Annotated in this window: 2 protein-coding genes; one reads left to right on the top strand and one right to left on the bottom strand. The window is 66.7% G+C overall.

What is annotated here, in order from left to right:
* Positions 1-56: 56 nt before the first annotated feature.
* On the bottom strand, positions 57-827 hold the full coding sequence (locus tag AC0682_RS31480; protein ID WP_478536648.1) for a transposase: 771 nt from the start codon (positions 825-827) through the stop codon (positions 57-59).
* Positions 828-920: 93 nt separating this feature from the next.
* Here AC0682_RS31480 and AC0682_RS31475 point away from each other — a divergent pair, with 93 nt between their 5' ends.
* Positions 921-1,469 (top strand): hypothetical protein, encoded by a 549-nt coding sequence (locus AC0682_RS31475; protein WP_478536646.1) that lies wholly within the window; start codon positions 921-923, stop codon positions 1,467-1,469.
* The last annotated feature ends 68 nt before the right edge of the window (positions 1,470-1,537 follow it).

Genomic DNA, 1,537 nt, shown 5'->3' with positions numbered 1-1,537 from the left:
CTAAGGGCTGTCCCGCAAAGATCTTGAAGCCGCCTCGGGCATGGCGGCCGCCTTGCTTATCCGGCGAGGGCGAGGTTGTGCATCCGGGCGATGCCGAGCATGGCGTGGTGGACGCCGTCGCCTTTGAGGCGGCAGTCGCGGAGGATCTTCCAGGTCTTCATGCGGGCGAAGACGTGCTCGACGCGGGCCCGGACCTGCTTGTGGGACTTGTTGTGTTCCTCTTTCCAGTCCGGGAGTTCGCTCTGGCCGCGCTTACGGCGGTGCGGGATGACGAGGCCGGTGCCCGGGTAGCCGCCGTCGGCGATTGTGACGGTGTTGCCGACGGCGGCCTTGGCGCCGGATTCCTCCCATGCCTTGCAGTCGTTGCGGTTCCCGGCGAGCGGCCGGCCGACCACGACGACCAGGCGGGTGTCGGCGTCGATGACGACCTGGTGGTTGGTGGAGTACCGGTAGTTCTTCGACCGCTCGGCGATGGCGTGGTCACGGGTGGGGACCAGGGTGCCGTCCACGATGAGCACGGTGCCCTTGGCGAACCGCCTACGGGGCTGGAGTGCGAGCAGGGGGCCGAGGTGGTTGATGACTCGGCCGGCCGTGGACTTCGAGACGCCGAACAGCGGAGCGAGCTGCCGCAACGTCAGATTGGTGCGCCAGTAGGCCGTGACCAGCAACACCCGGTCCTCCAGCGGCAGGCTCCACTGCCGGCCTCGGTGGACCACATCTGCTCCCTCACGCCGCAGCGCGGTCAGCAGCTTGCCAAAGCAGCGCGGGCTCAGCCCTGCGAACGGGGTTATCCAGGACGGCTCCGATGCCGTGATCACACTCACCACATCATGATCATCACTCAGGCCGGCCCAATGCCGAGGCAATCCCACAGTTACGCTGCTCGGGGCAGTCCACAGTGCGCAAGACCGGGGGAAACCGTGAATCGACCTCTGCTGTTCCTCGACGTGGACGGGCCGCTCAACCCTTACGCGGCCAAGCCGGAGCGGCGTCCCAACGGCTACACCACACTCAGAGTCCCCCGGAACGACGCCCATCAGGACGACAGAGGCCTCTCGTCCCGACGGCCCCTGCGGGTCTGGCTCAACCCAGAGCATGGACGATCCCTGCTCCAGCTCGGCTTCGAGCTGTGCTGGGCCACCACATGGATGGACGACGCCAACCGGTGGATCGCACCGGTCCTGGGCCTTCCGGAACTTCCCTTTGTGGACTTCGGCGACGTCCTGCTCCAAGAGCGCCCTGATGGCGTCCACTGGAAGACCGGGCCGCTGGTGGACTACGCAGGCGGCCGTCCTTTCGCGTGGGTGGACGACGAGCAGAGCGAGCTGGATCAGAGCTACGTGACCGCCCACCACCAAGGCACCGGGCTCCTGCACCACGTCAACCCGCGGATCGGCCTACGGGAGAACGACTTCCACTCGCTCGCCGACTTCGCCCGGTTCCTGGACACCTCACGAACCACCAGTTGAGCACCTCGCCAGCTCTTCCGGCTGCTCTGCACTCGGAGCCAAGATCTTTGCGGGACAGCCCTTAGCGA

The sequence above is a fragment of the Streptomyces sp. NPDC043746 genome (genome assembly GCF_056436485.1).
Note: the sequence above shows the minus strand (reverse complement) of the source record. Positions and strands in the feature narration are given on the sequence as shown.